At 58.8% G+C, this 20,427-nt stretch carries 16 protein-coding genes; 13 read left to right on the plus strand and 3 right to left on the minus strand.

Going from position 1 to position 20,427, the window contains the following annotated elements; translation table 11 throughout:
* Positions 1–173 precede the first annotated feature (173 nt).
* Positions 174–1,088 (minus strand): LysR family transcriptional regulator, encoded by a 915-nt coding sequence (locus tag KKQ10_RS02405; RefSeq protein WP_027612769.1) that lies wholly within the window; start codon positions 1,086–1,088, stop codon positions 174–176.
* A gap of 271 nt (positions 1,089–1,359) precedes the next feature.
* Here KKQ10_RS02405 and KKQ10_RS02410 point away from each other — a divergent pair, with 271 nt between their 5' ends.
* The 3 genes from KKQ10_RS02410 (at position 1,360) to pgm (ending at position 6,154) form a co-directional block, all read left to right on the plus strand.
* Entirely contained in the window at positions 1,360–2,382 is a 1,023-nt protein-coding gene (locus KKQ10_RS02410; protein WP_215500056.1) for a zinc-dependent alcohol dehydrogenase family protein, read from the plus strand.
* Between the two features lie 544 nt (positions 2,383–2,926).
* Positions 2,927–4,411: a hypothetical protein gene (locus tag KKQ10_RS02415; protein WP_252191445.1), complete on the plus strand. Its 1,485-nt coding sequence runs from the start codon at positions 2,927–2,929 to the stop codon at positions 4,409–4,411.
* A gap of 96 nt (positions 4,412–4,507) precedes the next feature.
* Positions 4,508–6,154, plus strand: coding sequence for a phosphoglucomutase (alpha-D-glucose-1,6-bisphosphate-dependent) (gene pgm, locus KKQ10_RS02420; RefSeq protein ID WP_127647545.1), 1,647 nt, complete (start codon positions 4,508–4,510; stop codon positions 6,152–6,154).
* 73 nt (positions 6,155–6,227) lie between these two features.
* Here pgm and KKQ10_RS02425 read toward each other — a convergent pair whose 3' ends face one another.
* Positions 6,228–6,923: a pirin family protein gene (locus KKQ10_RS02425; RefSeq protein ID WP_127647543.1), complete on the minus strand. Its 696-nt coding sequence runs from the start codon at positions 6,921–6,923 to the stop codon at positions 6,228–6,230.
* A gap of 279 nt (positions 6,924–7,202) precedes the next feature.
* On the opposite strand from KKQ10_RS02425, the gene KKQ10_RS02430 reads away from it, so the two are divergent.
* A complete protein-coding gene (locus KKQ10_RS02430; protein ID WP_215500057.1) occupies positions 7,203–9,677 on the plus strand; it encodes a UvrD-helicase domain-containing protein in 2,475 nt (824 codons plus the stop codon).
* 58 nt (positions 9,678–9,735) lie between these two features.
* Here the strand turns inward: KKQ10_RS02430 and KKQ10_RS02435 are convergent, their stop codons facing one another.
* Positions 9,736–10,008: a DUF1652 domain-containing protein gene (locus tag KKQ10_RS02435; protein ID WP_215500058.1), complete on the minus strand. Its 273-nt coding sequence runs from the start codon at positions 10,006–10,008 to the stop codon at positions 9,736–9,738.
* A gap of 263 nt (positions 10,009–10,271) precedes the next feature.
* On the opposite strand from KKQ10_RS02435, the gene KKQ10_RS02440 reads away from it, so the two are divergent.
* The 9 genes from KKQ10_RS02440 to KKQ10_RS02480 all read left to right on the plus strand — a co-directional run bounded on the left by KKQ10_RS02440 (position 10,272) and on the right by KKQ10_RS02480 (position 20,425).
* Positions 10,272–11,087, plus strand: coding sequence for a helix-turn-helix domain-containing protein (locus KKQ10_RS02440; protein WP_127647537.1), 816 nt, complete (start codon positions 10,272–10,274; stop codon positions 11,085–11,087).
* A 52-nt stretch (positions 11,088–11,139) separates the two neighbouring features.
* Entirely contained in the window at positions 11,140–12,546 is a 1,407-nt protein-coding gene (locus tag KKQ10_RS02445) for an NAD(P)/FAD-dependent oxidoreductase (RefSeq protein ID WP_215500059.1), read from the plus strand.
* A gap of 31 nt (positions 12,547–12,577) precedes the next feature.
* Positions 12,578–12,922, plus strand: a complete 345-nt coding sequence (locus tag KKQ10_RS02450) for a cupin domain-containing protein (RefSeq protein ID WP_215500060.1) — start codon at positions 12,578–12,580, stop codon at positions 12,920–12,922.
* 55 nt (positions 12,923–12,977) lie between these two features.
* Positions 12,978–14,063, plus strand: a complete 1,086-nt coding sequence (locus KKQ10_RS02455; RefSeq protein WP_215500061.1) for a polyamine ABC transporter substrate-binding protein — start codon at positions 12,978–12,980, stop codon at positions 14,061–14,063.
* Between the two features lie 181 nt (positions 14,064–14,244).
* On the plus strand, positions 14,245–14,481 hold the full coding sequence (locus KKQ10_RS02460) for a hypothetical protein (RefSeq protein ID WP_215500062.1): 237 nt from the start codon (positions 14,245–14,247) through the stop codon (positions 14,479–14,481).
* Positions 14,482–15,116: 635 nt separating this feature from the next.
* Positions 15,117–16,580 carry a serralysin family metalloprotease gene (locus KKQ10_RS02465; RefSeq protein ID WP_127647527.1) on the plus strand — a complete coding sequence of 488 codons (1,464 nt, stop codon included), beginning with the start codon at positions 15,117–15,119 and terminating at the stop codon, positions 16,578–16,580.
* Between the two features lie 92 nt (positions 16,581–16,672).
* A complete protein-coding gene (locus KKQ10_RS02470; RefSeq protein WP_215500378.1) occupies positions 16,673–17,101 on the plus strand; it encodes an AprI/Inh family metalloprotease inhibitor in 429 nt (142 codons plus the stop codon).
* A 202-nt stretch (positions 17,102–17,303) separates the two neighbouring features.
* Positions 17,304–19,079 (plus strand): type I secretion system permease/ATPase, encoded by a 1,776-nt coding sequence (locus tag KKQ10_RS02475; RefSeq protein ID WP_127647525.1) that lies wholly within the window; start codon positions 17,304–17,306, stop codon positions 19,077–19,079.
* Positions 19,076–20,425 carry an HlyD family type I secretion periplasmic adaptor subunit gene (locus KKQ10_RS02480; protein WP_127647523.1) on the plus strand — a complete coding sequence of 450 codons (1,350 nt, stop codon included), beginning with the start codon at positions 19,076–19,078 and terminating at the stop codon, positions 20,423–20,425. The genes KKQ10_RS02475 and KKQ10_RS02480 overlap by 4 nt, the downstream gene beginning before the upstream one ends.
* Positions 20,426–20,427: the final 2 nt, after the last annotated feature.

Genomic DNA, 20,427 nt, shown 5'->3' on the forward strand with positions numbered 1-20,427 from the left:
ATGACTTTTCCGAGAAGGGGCTGCCGGACCTTAGGCTGGGGGCATCCTTTTTCAAGCGATCCAATGCATGCCCTCAGATGTGCCCCCAATGTAGCAATCCACTGGAAGTGAATGGATCTCCATGGCCTATGAAAAGCCAGAAATGATCAGCTAAACAGCCTGCCCGACAACGCCTAAAGACTCTCAGGGTCGCCAAAAAACATCTGAATCCGCGACCGCAACCAGCGTTCCCCCGGGTCATTATCCTGCGACCCACGCCAGGCCATGTGCAGCTCGAAGGTGCGCGTCGGCAACGGTGGATCTTCCGCCCGAACGCCGCCCGCAGCCGTCAGCGCATCCGCTGTGTAATCCGGAACAGTCGCGACAATGTCAGTCCCGGCCAGCAACGTACTCAGGCCATTGAACTGCGGCACGGCCAGCACTACGTGTCGCTTGCGGCCGAGTTTCTCCAGCTCTTCATCAATAAACCCACTGAGGTCGCCCGCGAACGACACCAATGCATGCGGACGCGCGCAATAGTCGTCGAGGCTCAACGGGCCGGGCACGGTGTCGGCGCGCAGCAGTTTTGGCTGGCTGCGACGCAAGACTTTGCGTTTGGCGTTGGCCGGCAGGTCGGTGGTGTAGCTGACGCCGATGGAGATTTCGCCGGAAGCGAGCAGGCCCGGCATCAATATGTAGTTGACGCGGCGCACCACCAGCACGATCCCCGGTGCTTCGGCGCGCAGGCGTTTGAGCAGCATCGGCAGCAGGGCGAATTCGACGTCGTCGGACAGGCCGATGCGGAACACCGAGGTGCTGGTGGCCGGATCGAATTCCGCCGCACGGCTGACCGCCGTGGAGATGGAGTCGAGGGCAGGCGAGAGCAGGGCGAAGATTTCCACCGCGCGGGCGGACGGCTCCATGCTGCGGCCGGTGCGCACGAACAGGGGGTCATCGAACAGGCTGCGCAGGCGCGAGAGCGCCGCACTGATCGCCGGCTGGCCGAGAAAAAGTTTCTCGGCGGCGCGGGTCACGCTGCGTTCGTGCATCAGTGTTTCGAACACGATCAGCAGGTTCAGGTCGACACGACGCAGGTCATTACGATTCATCTGGAGTCCCTGGCAGAGTCATCAAGCTTGACGAGAGCGACCATATGAGAACAATGGCCGGCATGAATATTACGGGGAAAGGCTGGTACTCTGCACCGGTAAATTCAGCTTTAGCGTGCCGGTTGCGGCGTTTTTTTCATCGATTTTGCCAATGCCGTCCATACTGCGGAATCAATGACAGGCATGTCGACTATTAATAGCCGCTGATAGTCTTGGGTCAAAAGCCCAGATAGAGTTCATGGCATTAGAGGTTACTTTGACGAGGTTTGCGATGTCCCGCACGATCCGTTTTCACAAGTTTGGTCCGGCCGAGGTGCTCAAATGCGAAGAGCATGCGGCCGCTCAGCCAGGTCCTGGCGAAGTGCAGGTGCGTGTCGAAGCGATCGGCATCAGCTGGTACGACATTCTCTGGCGTCAGAACCTGGCCTCGTCCCAGGCTCGGCTGCCTTCCGGGCTTGGCCATGAAATGGCCGGCGTGGTGACCGCCGTCGGTGAGGGTGTCGATGATCTGTCGATTGGCGACAAGGTTGCCAGTTTCCCGGCCGAAAGCCCGAACGACTATCCGGTGTATGGCGAACAGATCGTATTGCCACGCACTGCGCTGACCCGTTATCCGGACGTGCTCAGCCCGATCGAAGCCAGCGTGCATTACACGCCGCTGTTGATCGCCTATTTTGCCTACGTCGATCTGGCACGGGTCAAACCGGGGCAGTTTGCTTTGGTTACCGACGCCAGCCATTGCGCCGGTCCGTCCTTTGTCCAATTGGGCAAGGCGCTGGGTGTGCGGGTGATTGCGGCGACGAAAACTGCCGATGAGCGTGAGTACCTGCTGTCCCTGGGCGCCGAGAAAGTCATCGTCACCGAGGAAGAAGACCTGTTGATGCGAATCAACAAGATCACTGACAACCGTGGCGTTGATGTGGTGTTCGACGGTCTTGGCGGCCCGCAGATGTCGTTGCTCGGCGATGTGCTTGCACCGCGTGGCAGCCTGGTCCTGTACGGCTTGCAGGGCGGCAACCAGACACCATTCCCCGCCTGTGCGGCATTCCAGAAGAACATCCAGTTCTTCGTACACTGCATCGGCAATTTCACCGGTAAACCCGAGCTGGGCATTACCCAGGACCACGTCGCCTTGCAGCGTGCCCTGCGTGACATCAACCAGTTGACCGCCGATCGCGTGCTGCTGCCGCTCAAGACGCGGGTGTTCCCGTTCAATGAGTTCGTTGAAGCACACCGCTACATGGACGAATGCCCATGCCGCGAACGGGTCGCCCTTCAGGTCGAACCTGCGTAATTCCCTCCGATCAGAGTCCGTGGCCCCACGGACTCTTGCGTTGTACTCCCCGCGAATGACCAGATATACCGGCCTCAGTGCGTGACCGGTTGTGCATCTGAACCGGTTTTTGCTCTCTGTCTGCATGTTCTGACCAGCAAATAAGCCCCGATATTTGAATGATCACTTTCATCCCAAGGAATGAGCCGTGTCTGTGCATTTCATTTCTTTGGGGATGTTTAAAACTTTCTGCTATGGGTGCGCCAATTTCTGTTTAACAGGTGTAGGGGGTTTCCTATAACCGTTCTGCTTTTCTTGTACTCAATGTTCGTGGGACGTTGTAAGAAGTTTCCTCAGATGTTTTTCGGTCGAATAAAAATCAATAAAAACAATATCTTGCGATGTGTTGCCTGTCCGTGCGGCGGTCTTCTTTGCGTCAAGTGTTTCAAATAACTTCCAAAGCATAAGTGTTAGTATTTGATCGTCTATTACTTATTGATGAATTTATTGCGCCTCTGTCACTGCTGATGCGCGATATGAATTTTTTACACCGGGTAAAGTACTGATGAGCACGATCCATGATCAGGCAATGAACTATGTCTACCAGCAAGTATTGCAACGACTGCTGAGTTTCTTTTCCAGGGCCGAACGCACAGCGCTGCAGTTGCTGATCCAGCGTCTGGTGGTCGCCGCCGGCGGAATGGAACGCATAGGTGACTACAAGGTCCTGGTGACGCCATCCGGTACCCGTGACAGTTGCTACACCCTGGCGTTGCTGCGCGCTGCGCAACTGAGCATCGCCGGACGCGCACCGGGCACTTTCCAGCTGCGTGTCGCCACGTTGCGCTGGGGCGGGACGGGGGCGGCGACACTGGACAACCTGCACCGCAGCTTCGGCGCGCTGTTTCTTTACGATGATCCCAGGGTCGAGTTGCTGATGGTGGATCATCGTCAGGTACTGCCGTTCAATCATCTGGCGCCACTCGACATGGAAAGCGCCGACGCCAATCGCACCAACCTGCTGATGATGGGGCATCGACGAGCCAGGGAAGAGACGCTGGAGTTGTGGGACGACGCCAGTCTGGCATGGGCCGAGTTTTACGGTCAGATTGCTCGCTGGGGCAATGGTGTCGATGCATGGGTCGCCAGCGAGTCGCCGCGGCGCCAGAAGGCATTCATGGACGAACTCGATTGTGCCGTGCAGAAAGCCGGTCTAGGTGCGATGCCGTCCAATGGCGGGACATTCGATGAGTTGTTCGCCTTGCTCGATGGGCTCGGAGGAGACTTGTATCGCGGCTTCTACAGCGAATCCGAACGGCTGTGCTGGCGCCCCGAAGACGAGTTCGAAGCCTGCCGGCGCACAACGTTTGTCGATATCCATGACATGGTGGTGGGCAATCTGGAAGAGCGCTGGGCACTGCTCAGCGAATTCCTGGGATTTCAGGCGGAGGAGTGGTTACTTCCTCTGGGCGAGGGTGAATACGCAGACCCCTTGATCGATGCCCATTTACGTGGCCTGGAAGCTGAATTCGTTGGCGGCCGCAGTTATGAAGCCGGGTTCTCGGAGCATGTCCGGCGCACACTGGCGAACATGCGGCGCAAGGAAGTGCCTGAGTCCGTCTGCGAGCAAATGGTCCTGAAGCTGGGGCAACAGCAGACGCTTGATGAGCTGCGCGAGACGGCCGCGAACTGTCTGCAAAAGGCTTACGGCTTGAATGAAGCGCAGTGGGTCTGCCTGTTGTTCACGCCGTTTATTGAACACGGCGCAGGGCTCGAACGGTTTCTGCGCAGCTGTCATCCCGGCATGTTGGTGGCGATGCCCGATTTGCACCGGGCCATGCAGGGGTTGCACGGACCGGAGCAGGTGCTGCAATGGATGACCGATGTCAGTGGTTTGCCCGTCCGGTTGATCGCTCGTCTTTACGCCATGGAGCCATTGCCAAAGCGTGGGGGTGCCGTGCAAGCGATAGACGCCACACTCGACGCGGTAGCGTTGGCAGAGACCGGTTCCGGTGTGGGTGACGCATTGTGGTTGGCGCCTCAGGAATGAACGTTGAAAACTGTCGGATAGATCCCGTCGCGCTGTGGTCAAACTGCCAGTAAACTGCGCTGTATTTCCTGAACCACTCTATTTCAGAGGTTTTGCATGACTATCAGTCCTTTTGCGGGCAAACCGGCACCGGCAGAATTGTTGGTCGACATCCCGCGACTGGTAACGGCTTATTACACTGGCCAACCGGATGCTTCGATTTCCACCCAGCGTGTGGCGTTTGGCACGTCCGGGCACCGCGGCAGCTCCTTTGACCTGAGTTTCAATGAATGGCACGTTCTGGCGATCAGCCAGGCGATCTGCCTGTACCGTGAGGCGCAGGGCATCACTGGCCCGCTGTTCGTCGGCATCGACACTCATGCGCTGTCGACCCCGGCCGGCGCGAGTGCGCTGGAAGTGCTGGCCGCCAACGGCGTGACCGTGATGATCGCCGAAGGTGACGAGTACACGCCGACGCCGGCGGTCTCGCACGCGATCCTTTGCTACAACCGTGGTCGCACGTCAGGGCTGGCCGATGGCATCGTCATCACGCCGTCGCACAACCCGCCACAGAGCGGTGGCTACAAATACAACCCTACCAACGGCGGCCCGGCCGACACCCACATCACCAAGTGGATCGAAGCCAAGGCCAACGAGCTGCTCGCCAACAAACTGGCGGGCGTCAAACGCATCAGCTACGAGCAGGCGCTCAAGGCCAGCACCACGCACCGTCACGACTACCTCAACACCTACGTCGCTGACCTGATCAACGTGATCGACTTCGATGCCATTCGTGACGCCAAACTGCGTCTGGGTGTCGATCCGCTGGGCGGAGCAGGGGTGCGTTACTGGTCGGCCATTGCCGAGCATTATCGTCTTGACCTGGACGTCGTGAATAAGCAGGTCGATTCGACTTTCCGCTTCATGACAGTCGATTGGGACGGTCAGATTCGCATGGACCCATCGTCCAGCCACGCCATGCAGGGCTTGATCGGTCTCAAGGAGCGCTTTGACGTGGCTTTCGCCTGCGACCCGGACCACGACCGTCACGGCATCGTCACGCCTTCGGGCGGTCTGCTGGCCCCGAACAACTATCTGGCGGTGGCCATCGACTACCTGTTCCAGAACCGTCCGCAATGGCGCGCCGATGCTGCCGTGGGTAAAACCGTGGTCAGCAGCGGTCTGATCGATCGCGTGGCCAAGCGCCTGGGTCGGCGCCTGTACGAAGTGCCGGTGGGCTTCAAATGGTTCGCCGATGGCCTGTTCGACGGCTCGCTGGGTTTTGGTGGCGAGGAAAGTGCCGGCGCGTCGTTCCTGCGCAAGGACGGCGGCGTGTGGAGCACCGACAAGGATGGTCTGATCCCGGCCTTGCTGGCGGCTGAAATGACCGCGCGTACCGGTCGCGATCCAAGCCAGATCTATCGCGGATTGACCGATGAACTGGGCGAGCCGTTCTCGGTGCGTGTGGATGCCAAGGCCAACCCTGAGCAGAAAGCCCTGCTGAGCAAGCTGTCGCCGGCACAGGTAACGTCCACCGAGCTGGCAGGCGAGAAGATTCAGAGCATTCTCAGCCATGCGCCGGGCAACGATCAGGCCATTGGTGGCTTGAAAGTGATGACCGAAAACGGCTGGTTCGCCGCCCGTCCTTCGGGCACCGAAGACATCTACAAGATCTACGCCGAAAGCTTTATTGGCGACGACCACCTCAAACAACTGGTGGCCGAAGCGCAAACCCTGGTGGATGGCGCTATTTCCACCAAGTGATTGCAGGCTGACGCTGAATGAAAAAGGGGCGACCATGACGGTCGCCCCTTTTTTTCGCCTGCAGTTCAGGCTATCAAGCCAGATCCACCAGCACGATTTCGCTGTCTTCGAGTGCAGTCACGCTCAGCACTGACTCTTGTTCGACGGCAACCCCGTCTCGAGCTTGTGCACGCAAGCCATTGACTTCAATCACCCCGGTGGCAGGCACCAGATAGGCCCGGCGCCCAGCATCCAGACGATATTCTGCGGTTTCACCCGCCTTGAGGTTCGCCGCCACCAACCGTGCATTGGCGCGAATGCGCAGGCTCTGGTCATCGCCATCCTTGCCGCTGGCCAGCGTCACGAAACCTTCGCGCTGACCTTTGGGGAACGGTTTGGCGCCCCAAGAAGGCGGTGCGCCGGTTTCGGTCGGCAGAATCCAGATCTGGAAAATCCGCGTTTCTTTGTCTTCCAGGTTGTATTCGCTGTGCGCAATGCCGGTACCGGCACTCATGACCTGTACGTCGCCTGCTTCAGTGCGGCCCTTGTTGCCAAGATTGTCCTGGTGGGTAATCGCACCTTCACGCACGTAAGTGATGATTTCCATGTCACGGTGCGGGTGCTGCGGGAAACCGGTGCCGGCAGCAATCACGTCATCGTTCCACACCCGCAGGTTGCCCCAGTTCATCCGTTGCGGGTCGTAGTACTCGGCGAACGAAAAGTGGTGATGGGCATCCAGCCAGCCGTGATGAGCGCCGCCCAGCGTATTGAAAGGTCTGAGTTCAAGCATGATCGTCTCCTCAAAAAGGTTCGTCATGGGGCGCAACGCCTGAGCCACGAAGCGAGACCGTCGGTTAATGACGGTCATCATCCATCAGTCAACAATCGAGAAAAAGCGTAAAAAGTGCGGCATTCTCATCGAAACTGTCGATGGAAAGCTGGCTTGAAACGATCTCACCCGACTTTTAGTTCATCGCCTAAACCAATGACCTGTAAGCATTTCGCTAGAACTCATTGGCAAATACGGCCACCATAGCCGCAACAGCCTCACACACTGGAGCCCCTCAGCGTGGCGCAACACACTCCCGATCTTCCTCCCGAACTCCGTCCACTGGCCGAGATGCCCTGGTTCAAGCGTCTGGCTGCGCGTTTCTTCGGCCATGGCCTGACACGCTTGCGCGCTCAGCACCGCGCTTCATGGCTACATGGCCAGGCCGATGGTTTTCGCAGCGGCCACACGGCCGGCGTGGAGTACGGCTTCAACGAGGGGAAGCTTGAAGGGCTGGAAGAAGGCCGACAGGTCTTGCTGATTCGAGACAGCCGCAGCACCGAGCATCGTCCGCCGAGCGTCGACAATCATCTGTTCGACGATTGGCGCCTGCCGCTCAGCGCCGAGTTGAAGACGCGCATGAAGGCTGATGTTGCACGCTTGCTGCCCGAGCACGCCCAGCCGAGTACCGCCCAGTGGAAGATGATCTTCAGTGATACGCCTTCGACCTCGGTGATCGCCGGGGCCGGGGCCGGCAAGTCGACGACGCTGGTGCTGCGTATTCTGTTGCTCACGCACTACCTGGGGTTTGAGCTGGATTCGATGACTGTGGTGACCTTCACCCGCGAGTCGCGCAAGGATTTCATCAACAAACTGATCGAGTTGTTCGCGCTCTGGGGTCAGGCATTGAACCTGAAACAGGCGCGGGAACTGGTGCGCACTTTTCACTCACGCATTCTGCCCATGGTCCGCAGTCTGCCGGGGTTCGAGCGCTTGCAGGCGTTCGAGAACCTCAGCGACCGGGTTCAGGGCGCCGAAGAAGAAGTCGACAGCAGTCCGTTCGATCTGCGGATCAATGACGCCCAGCGCCGACAACTCAACGCCTGTTATCACCGCCTGTTTACCGAAGACGAACGTTTCCGCCAGTTGATTCAACCGTTGGCCAAGGCCGGTTTGCAGCTCAAGGAGCTGGAACGCGATCACCCGGATGTGCAAAAACGCATGGCGGTGACCGAGTTGGCGGCCAAACGCGATGAAGAACTGTGCGATGCCATCGAAGACTTGTGGTTTCGCGCGGGTGCCTGGCCGATCAAAGGCATTGAGCCGAACCGGCAGACCTTCGAGATCAACGGTTCGACCTTTCATTGCCATGGCTACATTCCCAGCCTGGATGCCTGGGTGGTGCTTGGTTTTGATCCTCGGGAAAATCCGCAGATCTGCCGACCCAATGCCAAGCTCAGCGTGCGCGCTGAGTGGGCTGTAAAGCGCACCCTGTTTCAAGCTTTCTGTCGTAAGCCATTGATTTGGATTGATAGTTACGAGTCATCCAAGCGAGTGCTGGCGACCCTGGCCGCTGATGCCAGCGCCGGTCCCGGGTTCGATTACAAGGTCAAAGGCGAGCTGGTATCGGCGCCGCTGCTGGACTGTTTTGTCGCGGCGGCCGGCTTCATCGAAAACCTCGGGCTGGATGTGCCGGATGCGGTCGGGCGCATGAGTTTTGCCAAGGATGATCCGGACCGGTTCTTCTTTGAGGCGCTGAGCCTGTTCTGGCGCGCCCTGGAAGATCATCTGCTCGATCAGAAACCGCCGGTGATGACCTACAACCGAATGTTTGCGCTGTTCAGCGAGCATTCGCCGGAGAACCTCAAGTTGCTCAGCGATGAGTTGCTGCGGCCCATGTCGCACTTGATGATCGACGAGTTTCAAGACGTGTCGCCGCAGATCGTCTCGTGGATCCGTGCCAGCCTCGTGGAAATCCGCAGTCGTGGCCCGGCCATGCATGTCGGGCGGGGTGCCCAGCGCTCCTCGCTGCTGTGTGTGGGTGACGACTGGCAGTCGATCTACGGTTGGCGCGGCAGTTCGCCGAGTTACTTCATGGAGTTCAACAAGGAGTTTCCGTCGCCAAGTACCACACGGGTGATGCTTAGCGACAATTACCGCAGCCATCAGCACATCATCGATGCCGCCGAACACATCGTCCGGGCCGCGCCAGCGATCCCGGGCAAAAAGGCCAAGGCCAGCGGCGCACCCAAGCCGCTGCGGCCGGTCAATGTGCTGGAGCGCGATGACCAGGCCATGGGGCAACGCTTGGTCGAGCATTACAATCGCGGTGATTCGATCTTGATGCTTTATCGAAAAAGCAGCGATAAGTCATTGATAGAGCAACATATTCAGTCTGTAGTTAATGTTGATTCTAGCTTGCCGTATGAAGCGCGACGCCTCAAACAGCTCACTTACCACAGTGCCAAGGGCCTGCAGGCGGATGCGGTTTTTCTGCTCGGTGATTGCCAGCACCTGACCAGTTCGCCGTACAAGAATCAGGTGTACCGCATGGCCGGTCTGGGCAAGGCTGGGGACAGCGAGCCCTATGACACGGCGCAAAAGGACGAGATTCTGCGTCTGGCCTACGTCGGCATCACCCGGGCGGTCAGCCATTGTTACTGGTACGTTGAGCCACAGGACACTCAGGCCGTGAACATGCCAAGGGCGTCCGACCGGGTTGCCCAAGGCAAGGCGTTCTTTGCTGATCACCGAGCCAAAGTGACAACTGCGTAATCGTCAGGCACAAAAAAGCCCGTCATCACTGGCGGGCTTTTTCATGTAAAACAAAAGGTTATGCGTAATTCTTGAAGGACTCCGGAGGAGTGAAAGCCTCCAGTTCGTCTTCCACGGCCTCGATGATGCGCTCGACATCGGCCGCGTTCATCACCGTCGCACAAGGAATGCCGGCAATGGCGATCATGGTTTCACCGCTGGCACGATCAAACAGGCGGGCAATCATGCTGCCCGGTGCGTCCATCGTTGCTTCAAAACCCATGGGATGAAAGTGCCAGCGCATCAGCTGGCACGCGTTGGGAAAGGTGACTTTACTGGAACCTCTATTCATGTGTTGCCCGCCTTCTTCATCGAGCGCTTCCGTTTGCTCATGTTAGGTGGGAAGAGCCTTCAATGGCTCAACCGGTCAGTGACATTAAAAGTAGCACTCGGATGTGAATTTTCCGTGAGATTTTTCAGTTCATTTTGCGATTGCTGCGCATTTTTTGATGTAAGTCACGCCCGGATCAGTCATCGCCAAAAGGCCAGTACGGTTTAGCCGTTGATCGCTGTGCCGAACTTGGGCAAGCTCGATTCTTTTGTATCGAGCCCTTTATGCACGCCGACGATGACGGCCCAGAACAGACCCCGGCCACGGCCGCCACGGTCTTGCGCTATCACCTGAGCTGGAAACACCGCGATCTGGACAGCGTCATGGCGTTGTATCACCCGGACGTCCAGTACAACGATTTCTTCCAGAACCGGGTGCTCGGCCTCGACGAGTTGCGCGAGTACGTGCGTGTCAGCATGCCGCGAGAATCCGACGAAGCGCTCGAGCATTGCGACCGGATCCGCGTGGATGGCAGCACGGCGTTCATTCAGTACGAAGTGACTCTGCGCGGTGGTGACGGGCTGGTGTCGTTCCATTCCAGCGAAGCGATCACGGTCAAGGACGGCTTGATCTGGCGAGTCAATGAATACGCCTCGCTGGTTCGCGCGCAGACTCAAGGCGCCGCTGCGCCCAGTCAGCGACCGGCGGCCAGTCGCCTGGGTTTGTCGCCGCGCCAGTTGAGTTTCATGGCCGAAGACCTGCAGCAATACTTCGAACGGCAGCAGCCGTACCTCGACCCGGAGCTGGACCTGCAACGGGTGGCGAAGGAGTGTGGCTACAGCCGCAATCAGATCTCCTATCTGCTCAACCAGGTGCTGGGGCAGAGCTTCTACCGCTACGTCAACCAGGCGCGCCTGCAACATTTGCTCAAGTCGCTGGACCACGCCACGCCACCGCTGCGCATCGACGAACTGGCATTTGCCGCCGGCTTCAACTCGCTGTCGGCGTTCTACAGCTGTTTCCGCCAGCATACCGGCCAGTCGCCGAAGGCCTACGCCAAACAAATTTCTTTGCGGGCACGCGCGCAAGACAGTGATTGAAGTCACGCACTAGGATCGACGCCATCGAAGGTTTTCAGTGGCGGAGTCTTGCATGCCGGCGTGGCGCACTATCAGTTTGTGGATGGATCAACTCGATGAGCCGCTGATCGCGCGGCCGGCGCTTGAACGGGATCTGGATGTCGACGTGGCGATCATCGGTGCCGGTTATACCGGGCTGTGGACCGCGTACTACCTGAAGAAGCTCGCGCCGGGCCTCGACATTGCCATTGTCGAGGCGCAAACCGCCGGTTTCGGTGCGTCCGGACGCAATGGCGGCTGGCTGATGGGCAACCTGCTGGGCGAGGATCGACTGCTTGCCGGCCTGTCGCCGCAACAGCGCCGCGCTTCGTTTGATCTGCTGCACAGCATCCCGGATGAAGTGGAAATTGTCCTCGAACGTGAGGGTATCGACTGCGATTACCGCAAAGGCGGAGTGCTGTATTGCGCCGCCCGCTACCCGGAGCAGGAAGCCAGCCTGCGCGAATACCTCGCCAAACTGCATGCCCAAGGCCTGACCGACAACGATTACCGCTGGTTGAGCCCGGAGCAACTGGCGCAACAGATTCGCGTCGCCAAGCCCTATGGCGGCATCTATGCGCCGCACGTCGCGACCATTCACCCGGCGAAGCTGGTGCGTGGCCTTGCGCGCACCGTGCAGAACATGGGCGTGAAGATTTATGAGAACAGCCCGGTCACCCACTGGCAGTCCGGCAGCTTGCGCACCGCCAAGGCCAGCGTGCGCAGTCGCTGGATCGTGCCGGCCGTCGAAGGCTATTCGGTCACATTGCCACCGCTGGGCCGCTATCAGTTGCCGGTGCAAAGCCTGATTGTCGCCACCGAGCCGTTATCTGCAGCGATCTGGAATGAAATCGGCCTCAACCGTGGCCAGGCGTTCAGCGAGTTCAGCCGTCAGGTCACCTATGGCCAGCGCAGTGCTGACAACCGTCTGATCTTCGGTGCTCGCGGCGGTTATCAGTTCGCCGGCAAGCTGCGCCACAACTTCGATCTGACCCGCGATGAAGTCGAACTGCGCCGCTATCTGTTTGGCGAACTGTTCCCGCCGTTGAAAAACGTGCAGATCACCCACGCCTGGGGCGGCAACCTCGGCATGTCCCGGCATTTCAAACCACACATGCTCTGCGATCGCGCCAACGGCATTGCGCTGTCCGGTGGTTACGGCGGGGAGGGCGTCGGTGCCAGTAACCTCGGTGGCCGCACCCTGGCCGATCTGATTCTGGAGCGCGATACCGAACTGGTACACCAGCCGTGGGTGCTGCCGGATGGCGGGATTCATGCCTTGCGCGCCTGGGAGCCGGAGCCGTGCCGTTGGCTTGGCTACAACGCGATCATCAAAAGCTTCGTCCACGAAGACCAGACCCTCGCCAACCCTGCTACCGCACCGTGGCGGCGCAAGCTCGCCAGTCAGGTGGCGGGCTTCATGGAAGGTTTCATGCACTAACCGCCTTTTTCTTCAAAAGACAGGTCCCGCCATGAGCATTACGCAGTTCAAAAACACCGCCACCCTGCAACTCGACGAGTCCAGTCCGGTCGCCGTGCCACTCGGTGAGCCGGTCGCCATTGCCTCGATCATCAGTGTCGAGCGCGACGACGGCGTCGAAACCGGCGTCTGGGAGTGCACCCCGGGGCGCTGGCGCCGACAGATTACCGCTCAGGAGTTCTGCCACTTCATCTCCGGCCGTTGCACGTTCACCCCGGACGACGGCGGCGCAACCCTGCACATACAAGGTGGCGACGCACTGATGTTGCCGGCCAACACGCTCGGTATCTGGGACATCCAGGAGACCGTGCGCAAGACCTACGTCCTGATTTTCTGACGCTTTGATCCTTTGATTGCCTGCCAACAACAATAGTCTCTACAGGAATCGACCCATGCTCCAGAAAGCACTCACCCTGGCGCCGCTGCTGCTGGCCGCCTCGATCAGCCATGCCGCCGAAACGGTCAAGGTTTATAACTGGTCCGACTACATCGCGCCGGACACCACGAAAAACTTCCAGAAAGACACCGGCGTCGGCGTCACCTATGACGTCTATGACAGCAACGAAACCCTCGACGGCAAGTTGATGACTGGCAAATCCGGTTACGACGTGGTGTTCCCGTCCAACCACTTCATGGCCCGGCAGATTCAGGGCGGGGCGCTGAAGAAGCTCGACAAGAGCCAGTTGCCGAACTGGAAGAACCTCAACCCGGTGTTGCTCAAGGCCCTGCAGGTCAACGACCCGAATAACGAGCATGGCTTCCCGTACCTGTGGGGCAGCACCGGCATCGGCTACAACATCGCCAAGGTCAAAGCGGTATTGGGCGACAACGCGCCGGTGGATTCCTGGGATCTGATTTTCAAACCCGAATACATGGAAAAACTGCAGAAATGCGGGGTCGCCATCCTCGACAACGGCCCGGAATTACTGCCGGCGGCGCTCAATTACCTCGGGTTGCCGCCACACAGCAAGAACCCCGAAGACTACAAGAAGGCGGAAGCGCTGCTGATGAAAGTGCGGCCGTATGTCAGTTACTTCCATTCCTCGAAGTACACCAGTGACCTGGCCAATGGTGATATCTGCGTCGCGGTCGGTTTCTCCGGCGACATTCTGCAAGCGGAAAACCGCGCCAGGGAAGCCAAGAACGGCATCGACATCGGTTACGCGATTCCCAAGGAAGGTGCAGCGATCTGGTTCGACATGGTCGCCATGCCCGCCGATGCGCCGGACGAGAAGGCCGGTTATGCGTTCATGAACTACCTGTTGCGCCCGGACGTGATGGCCGGCATCAGCAATTACGTGCACTACGCCAATGGCAACGAACAGGCTGACGGCCTGATCGACCCGGCGATCAAGAGCGACACCAAGGTCTATCCGAGCCCGGAGATGATGGGCAAGCTGTTTGCGCTGGAGGCGATGCCGCTGAATATCGACCGGATCCGCACGCGGGTGTGGAACAAGATCCGGACCGGTAGCTGAGGCATTCCTCGGGTGGCGCATCGTCAATATCCACGATGCTCCTCAAGGCAAGGTTTATAAAAAAAAGCGATAAGTGCTTGTGGCTTATACCTGTCATATCTGACAGGTTTCAACTCTATGCTTTTGCTGTTCAATGGCGGGCAGAAGGGTCGTCGATCCTTCGCACCCCCAGGAGACAGTCATGTCCAGTTCCGAGCAATTTCGTGAAAAGCATCACATTGGTGAAAAAGGTGTAGCAGAAGGTGAAATCAAAGGGAAGGTGATCAATCTCTCCAACCAGCATGAGATCAATTTTACATCCGACTGGATCTGGCGTGATGAACTGAACGGAGAGCTGCGGTTTCACGGCACCATGCCTGAGCCGGGGGGATCTGGCAGGAGTTTATTGATAGGGCTCAGTTTCAAGGACAAATCATAGCCCTCTGGAACGTACGATGTTAAAGACCCGCAGATCGGCCACCTCAATCTGAAAACTTTCGGTGCTGGTGAACCAGATTGCACGTTCGCGGCCAGCTCGGGGCACGTCATACTGGAGCATCATCCCAACAATGACATTAACGGCAAGCTGGTTTTCACAACGAAGACAGTCGGCGTTGACAGCTTTAGCGTTAACGTTGTCTTTGACATTCGCAAGTTCTGATCTGTCCCATCCAAAAGCGTTTCAATCCATACTCGGCAAAAAACGAGGGTCTTGCATTCAAAGAATGTCATGGGGACGGTATCTGATATCAATGTTAAAACCCTCATGCCGGGTATGCACCAAAGTGAGACATACGTAACAAAAAACAACTTACCGATATTTAATAATTAAATAGAAAATCCTCAGGAAAATCGGCAGAAACAACCACTTCAAAACATTCTCTCCAGCGCGCAGTCATTGTTTACGGGCACTTGCCGGAACAGTTCAATTTGATCTCAAAAAAACGCTAGACGACAGATTTCAAATTGTGTCAGGTTTCTGATGCCTTCATTGGGCGAGTGATAGGACGATCTCGCCAGGGATTGTCGCTATCTGACAAAAACTGTTCCATTGCTAAACAAGGAAGTGTGTTTATGTCGAAAGTAAAAGCTAACGCTATTGATACCGCCGAACAGGCATTCGTGCCGGTAGGCGCAGTGCAACCCTTGGCGGCAACCAGCTCCGCCTGGAACCAGATCAATAGCTTCAGCCACCAGTACGACCGTGGTGGCAACCTCACGGTCAATGGCAAACCCTCCTTCTCGGTGGATCAAGCCGCCACGCAACTGCTGCGGGATGGTGCTTCCTGGCACGATCTGGACAACAGCGGCAAGATCGAACTGACCTATACCTTTCTGACCGCCAAAACCGCCAACTTCAGCGGCCTGGGTGTCACCGGTTTCAGTCAGTTCAGTGCCCTGCAGAAAACCCAGGCGGTGCTCGCCATGCAATCCTGGGCTGATGTCGCCAACGTGACGTTCACCGAAGCTGCCCGTGGTGGCGATGGTCACATGACCTTCGGTAACTACAGCGGCGGTCAGGAAGGCGCGGCGGCGTTTGCCTTCCTGCCAGGCACCGAGCCAGGCTATGACGGTCAGTCCTGGTACCTGACCGGCAGTGGCTATGACGTCAACAAAACCCCGGGGCTGAACAATTACGGGCGTCAAACCCTGACGCACGAAATCGGTCACACCCTGGGCCTGTCTCACCCTGGCGACTACAACGCCGGCGAAGGCAACCCGACCTATAACGATGCTTCCTACGGGCAAGACACCCGTGGTTACAGCCTCATGAGTTACTGGAGTGAAAGCAACACCGCCCAGAACTTCAGCAAGGGCGGTGTGGAAGCCTATGCCTCCGGCCCGCTGATGGACGACATCGCGGCGATCCAGAAGCTCTACGGTGCCAACCTGAACACCCGTACCGGTGACACCACCTACGGCTTCAACTCCAACGCCGGTCGCGATTTCCTCAGCGCTTCGTCGTCGAGCGACAAGCTGGTGTTCTCGGTGTGGGATGCGGGCGGCAAGGATACTCTGGATTTCTCGGGTTTCACCCAGAACCAGAAGATCAACCTCAATGAAGCTTCGTTCTCCGACGTTGGCGGCATGATCGGCAACGTGTCGATCGCCAAGGGTGTCACCATCGAGAACGCCATCGGTGGTTCGGGCAACGACCTGCTGATCGGCAACAGTGTGTCCAACGAGCTGAAGGGCGGTGCCGGCAACGACATCATCTACGGCGCCGGTGGCGGGGACAAACTGTGGGGCGGTTCAGGTTCGGACACGTTTGTGTTCGCGGCCAGTTCCGACTCCAAGCCGGGTGCGATCGATCAGATCCTCGATTTCGTCAGCGGTCTGGACAAAATCGACCTGAGCGCCATCACCAACGGTGCAGGCCTGCACTTCGTCAGCAACTTCACCGGTGCAGCCGGCGACGCGATCCTGACTTCGTCGGGCGGCAACAGTCTGTTGTCGGTGGACTTCTCCGGACACGGTGTGGCGGACTTCCAGGTCAGCACCGTTGGCCAGGCAGCGACCAGCGACATCGTGGCGTGATGTGAAACGGGAAGCGGCGCGTGATGCGCCGCTTTCTTTGCTTGCATCCATTTGAGCACTGGGCAAGGCTACGGGCCGGAGCGAGTTTTCTCATGATCTGTAAAGCTTTTACCTACAAGGCAATGGCGTGGCTTTCAGCGGCGTTCATCATGATTTCTGGAGAAGCAACCATGGCAAGCAGCCTCAGACTTGAAGATCCATCAGTTTTCGCCGGGCAGTGGCAAGCCATTCTGACGGCGCCCGATGACGCCTCAGAGGCGCAGGCATTGCAGGACAAACCCTCGAACACCTGCCTGATCGATCTGGAACCCAACCAGACTCTGGGCAAGGGCGCCGATTGCCTGGGGGCATGGCTTGAGCAAATGCCGATCGGCTGGTTTCCCGACCCGGACGGCATGTCGATTACCGGCAAGGAAGGTTCAAGAATCCAGTTTTTCAGCCGACAACGTGATGGGCTTTATCTGAGTACTTTGAAGTCGGGTCTGGTGATTACGCTCAAGCGCAATGCGCCACAGCCGTGAAGATCAGAACGACTGGCATTGAATATAAGGCTCGACGTTGCAGTTATAAGCGTCACGGCAATACAGCGAATAGCCGGTTGAATAACCGAAGTTGTTGTTGAAGTGTCAGTGAATAGTTGCAAGAGATACGCCGGCCAGTGCACGGATAATTAATAGAAGCGTCTCGCCGAACAGTGGCGGGGAAACATTTCAGGAATAATCAATGAAGATGGCGAAGGCCCCAGCCACCGCTCCCTTATTCAAGGCTTTGGGTGACTATAAAAGCATTCTGATCAGCGTCGGGTGCTTCACCGCACTGATTAACGTGCTGATGCTGGTGCCCTCCATTTATATGCTGCAGGTCTACGACCGCGTGCTGTCTTCGCAGAACGAAACCACGTTGGCGATGCTGTCGTTGATGGTCGTCGGGTTCTTTGCGTTCATCGGCATGCTGGAAGTGATCCGCAGCTTCATCGTGATCCGCATCGGCAGCCAACTGGAGCGCCGCTTCAACCTGCGGGTGTATCAGGCGGCGTTCGAGCGCAACCTGTTCAAGGGCGAGGGCAACGCCGGGCAATCGCTGGGCGACCTGACCCACATTCGTCAATTTGTCACCGGGCCGGCCCTGTTCGCGTTTTTCGATGCGCCGTGGTTCCCGGTGTACCTGTTCGTTATCTACCTGTTCAATGTCTGGCTCGGTGTGCTGGCCACCGCCGGCGCGCTGCTGCTGATTGCGCTGGCGTGCCTCAACGAATACATGACCAAGACGCCGCTGGGCGAAGCCGCCGGTTTCTCGCAGAAATCCAGCCAACTGGCGACCAGCCACCTGCAAAACGCCGAAACCATTCAAGCCATGGGCATGCTCGGGGCGCTGCGCAAGCGCTGGTTTGGCGTGCACTCGCGTTTCCTCGGCCTGCAGAACCAGGCCAGCGACACTGGCGCAGTGATCAGCTCGATCAGTAAAACCCTGCGCCTGTGCCTGCAATCGCTGGTGCTGGGCCTCGGTGCCTTGCTGGTGATCAAGGGCGACATGACTGCCGGCATGATGATCGCCGGTTCGATCCTGATGGGCCGCGTGCTGAGCCCGATCGACCAGTTGATCGCGGTGTGGAAACAGTGGAGCGGGGCGAAGCTTGCTTACCGTCGTCTGGACTCGCTGCTGCAGGCGTTCCCGCCGAGTGACGACGCCATGGCGCTGCCGGCGCCGAAAGGCCAGATCACCTTCGAGCAAGTCAGTGCCGGCCCTCCTGGTCAGCGCGCGGCGACCTTGCACATGATCAATTTCAATCTGGGCGCTGGCGAAGTGCTGGGCGTGCTCGGCGCCTCCGGTTCCGGCAAGTCGACCCTGGCCCGAGTGCTGGTCGGCGTGTGGCCGACCCTCGGTGGCACGGTGCGCCTGGACGGTGCTGACATCCATCGCTGGAACCGCGACGAACTCGGCCCGTACGTTGGTTATTTGCCGCAGGACATCGAACTGTTCAGCGGCAGCATTGCCGAGAACATCGCCCGTTTCAGCGAGGCCAGCCCGGAAAAAGTCGTGGCCGCTGCGCAGCAGGCCGGCGTGCACGAGATGATCTTGCGCTTGCCGCAAGGCTACGACACGCAATTGGGCGAGGACGGCAGTGGCCTGTCCGGCGGTCAGAAGCAGCGCGTGGCTCTGGCCCGCGCGATGTATGGCGACCCGAGCCTGGTAGTGCTCGATGAGCCGAACTCCAACCTCGACACCGTCGGTGAAGCGGCGCTGGCCAGTGCCATCGCCCAGCTCAAGGCCAAAGGCACCACGGTGGTGCTGGTGACGCATCGTTCTTCGGTATTGGCTCAGGCTGACAAGTTGCTGGTGCTCAATGACGGCCGCTTGCAGGCGTTTGGCGCCAGTCAGGATGTACTCAAGGCGCTGTCCGGCGCCCAGGAACAACAACGGGAAAAATCTGCGCAGGCACCGGGCGGGCTCAGCATGAGCCGGCAGTACCAGCCCACGACAAGGAATTCGGGTGTATGAGCAGCGCCAGCATGAACACTGAAAACGAAGCGAACATGGAACACGCCTACATCACCGAGCGCCCGGAGCGCGATGCGAAATTCTTCGCGCGCATGGGCTGGATTCTCGCCCTCGTCGGTGCCGGCAGTTTCTTCACCTGGGCCGCACTGGCGCCACTGGATCAGGGCATTCCGGTGCAGGGCACCGTGGTGGTGTCGGGCAAACGCAAGGCCGTGCAATCGATGAGCAGCGGCGTGGTCAGCCGGATCCTGGTGCGCGAAGGCGAGATCGTCAAACAGGGCCAACCGCTGTTCCGCCTCGACCAGACGCAAGTCGCCGCCGATGTGCAATCGCTGCAAGCCCAGTACCGCATGGCCTGGGCCAGCCTCGCGCGCTGGCAGGCCGAGCGCGACAACCTCAAAGCGATCACCTTTCCCGCCGAGCTGAGCAACGACCCGGATCCGCGCCTGGCGCTGGTGCTTGAAGGTCAGCGCCAACTGTTCAGCAGCCGCCGCGAAGCGTTCTACCGCGAGCAGGCCGGGTTGCGTGCGAGCATCGAAGGTGCCACTTCTCAATTGGCCGGCATGCGTCGCGCCCGCACCGACCTCAATGCCCAGGCCGACTCTCTGCAACAGCAACTGAGCAATCTGCAGCCGCTGGCGGACAACGGCTACATCCCGCGCAACCGCTTGATGGAATACCAGCGTCAGCTGTCGCAAGTGCAGCAGCAACTGGCCGAGAACACCGGTGAAAGCGGCCGCGTGGAGCAGGGCATCCTCGAATCGCGTCTGAAGCTGCAACAGCATGGCGAGGAGTATCAGAAAGAAGTGCGCACGCAACTGGCCGACGCACAGCTCAAAAGCGTGACCCTGTCCGAGCAACTGACTTCGGCCGGGTTCGACCTGCAGCACAGCGAAATCCTCGCCACCGCCGACGGTGTGGCGGTCAACCTTGGCGTGCACACCGAAGGCGCCGTGGTGCGTCAGGGCGAAACCCTGCTGGAGATCGTTCCGCAAGGCACCACCCTGGAAGTGGAAGGGCACCTGCCGATCAACCTGATCGACAAGGTCGGTACGCATTTGCCGGTGGACATCCTCTTTACCGCGTTCAACCAGAGCAAGACCCCGCGCGTGCCGGGTGAGGTCAGCCTGATTTCCGCCGACCAGATGGTCGACGAGAAAACCGGCGTGCCGTACTACGTGTTGCGCAGCAGCGTCAGTGATCAGGCGATGGAAAAACTCCACGGCCTGGTGATCAAGCCCGGTATGCCGGCGGAGATGTTCGTGCGCACGGGCGAACGTTCACTGCTCAACTACCTGTTCAAACCGCTGCTCGATCGGGCCGGCTCTGCATTGACCGAAGAATAAGG

This window comes from Pseudomonas sp. MG-9 (genome assembly GCF_018729515.1).
In the GTDB taxonomy this organism is placed as follows: domain Bacteria; phylum Pseudomonadota; class Gammaproteobacteria; order Pseudomonadales; family Pseudomonadaceae; genus Aquipseudomonas; species Aquipseudomonas serboccidentalis.

Excerpts from the sequence above, each read along its gene's own strand:
- KKQ10_RS02405 (WP_027612769.1), bottom strand. The coding sequence starts at position 1,088 with ATGAATCGTAATGACCTGCGTCGTGTCGACCTGAACCTGCTGATCGTG.
- KKQ10_RS02410 (WP_215500056.1), top strand. The coding sequence starts at position 1,360 with ATGTCCCGCACGATCCGTTTTCACAAGTTTGGTCCGGCCGAGGTGCTC.
- KKQ10_RS02415 (WP_252191445.1), top strand. The coding sequence starts at position 2,927 with ATGAGCACGATCCATGATCAGGCAATGAACTATGTCTACCAGCAAGTA.
- pgm (WP_127647545.1), top strand. The coding sequence starts at position 4,508 with ATGACTATCAGTCCTTTTGCGGGCAAACCGGCACCGGCAGAATTGTTG.
- KKQ10_RS02425 (WP_127647543.1), bottom strand. The coding sequence starts at position 6,923 with ATGCTTGAACTCAGACCTTTCAATACGCTGGGCGGCGCTCATCACGGC.
- KKQ10_RS02435 (WP_215500058.1), bottom strand. The coding sequence starts at position 10,008 with ATGAATAGAGGTTCCAGTAAAGTCACCTTTCCCAACGCGTGCCAGCTG.
- KKQ10_RS02440 (WP_127647537.1), top strand. The coding sequence starts at position 10,272 with ATGCACGCCGACGATGACGGCCCAGAACAGACCCCGGCCACGGCCGCC.
- KKQ10_RS02445 (WP_215500059.1), top strand. The coding sequence starts at position 11,140 with ATGCCGGCGTGGCGCACTATCAGTTTGTGGATGGATCAACTCGATGAG.
- KKQ10_RS02450 (WP_215500060.1), top strand. The coding sequence starts at position 12,578 with ATGAGCATTACGCAGTTCAAAAACACCGCCACCCTGCAACTCGACGAG.
- KKQ10_RS02455 (WP_215500061.1), top strand. The coding sequence starts at position 12,978 with ATGCTCCAGAAAGCACTCACCCTGGCGCCGCTGCTGCTGGCCGCCTCG.
- KKQ10_RS02460 (WP_215500062.1), top strand. The coding sequence starts at position 14,245 with ATGTCCAGTTCCGAGCAATTTCGTGAAAAGCATCACATTGGTGAAAAA.
- KKQ10_RS02465 (WP_127647527.1), top strand. The coding sequence starts at position 15,117 with ATGTCGAAAGTAAAAGCTAACGCTATTGATACCGCCGAACAGGCATTC.
- KKQ10_RS02470 (WP_215500378.1), top strand. The coding sequence starts at position 16,673 with ATGATCTGTAAAGCTTTTACCTACAAGGCAATGGCGTGGCTTTCAGCG.
- KKQ10_RS02475 (WP_127647525.1), top strand. The coding sequence starts at position 17,304 with ATGAAGATGGCGAAGGCCCCAGCCACCGCTCCCTTATTCAAGGCTTTG.
- KKQ10_RS02480 (WP_127647523.1), top strand. The coding sequence starts at position 19,076 with ATGAGCAGCGCCAGCATGAACACTGAAAACGAAGCGAACATGGAACAC.